The sequence below is a fragment of the Synechococcus sp. R6-10 genome (genome assembly GCF_047461815.1).
Lineage (GTDB): Bacteria > Cyanobacteriota > Cyanobacteriia > Thermostichales > Thermostichaceae > Thermostichus.
Window position 1 is genome coordinate 1 of the sequence record NZ_JANSHW010000392.1, and the last position, 931, is coordinate 931.

At 61.0% G+C, this 931-nt stretch carries 2 protein-coding genes; both read right to left on the minus strand.

Going from position 1 to position 931, the window contains the following annotated elements:
- The coding region (locus tag NW837_RS10945) for a lysophospholipid acyltransferase family protein (protein WP_414331472.1) at positions 1-397 on the minus strand (397 nt) is incomplete at its 3' end.
- The coding region (locus NW837_RS10950; protein WP_414331474.1) for a cob(I)yrinic acid a,c-diamide adenosyltransferase at positions 397-931 on the minus strand (535 nt) is incomplete at its 5' end. The genes NW837_RS10945 and NW837_RS10950, both read right to left, overlap by 1 nt.

Sequence of the window (931 nt, forward strand, 5' to 3'; positions counted from 1 at the left end):
CACGGGTGATCTGCTCCGCCCCTTCTGGGAAGATCCCCACACCCACCCCCGCTGCCAAACTGGCCTGCGCCTGGCGAAAAAAATGGATTTGCTGCCGGGATCCCTGCTTGAGGGGAATGCAGTCCAAAGCCAGGGCGATTTCCCGCAGCAGCGGCACCTGAGCCAGGTAGTAATGGCAGGCAAAGCGAATCGGTCGGTCCAACCCCGCGATCAGCACCGGCGCATCCAGAAAACTGCGGTGATTGCTCACCACCACCAGCGGGCCAGCAGGAACACGCTCCCCTCCCTCCACCCACACTTCCGTCTGGAAAAGGGTGAGCAACAACTGGGCCAGAGTCCTGGGGTCTGGAGGCCAAGAGAGAGCAGAATTGGCTGAGAACGCTGCGAAGGATCCCATCAATAGTCCACCCCGCGCCGCAGATCGGCCCCCTGCTCGGCATAGTGCTTGTGGCTCACCATTTCCGAGTGGACAGAGGCCAACTCAAAGTAAGGTAAGGGGGCATGGCACCGCCCCGTGATGATGATCTCCGTGTCCCGCGGCTTGCGCAGCAAAGCCTGGACAATCGGCTCCACGTCCAGCAGCTCCAGATCCACCGTCGGGTTCAACTCATCCAAGATGATGGTTTTGTACAGGCCAGAAGCGATGGCCGCCCGTGCCAACTCCCAGCCCCGCTCCGCTTCTACATAGTCGATTTCCTGTTGTTTGCCCCGCCAGACAATGGCATCCCGACCGCAGCGCTGGTGATCCACCAAATCGGGGTAGCTTTCCCGCAAGGCCCGAATGGCTGCATCCTCGGTGTAGCCTGTTCCCCCCTTCAGCCATTGCATGATCAGCACGCGATGGGAGAGATCCTTGCTGATGCCGCGCCCAATGGCTTGCAGAGCCCGACCCAGAGCGCTGGTGGATTTTCCCTTGCCGTTGCCGGTGTAG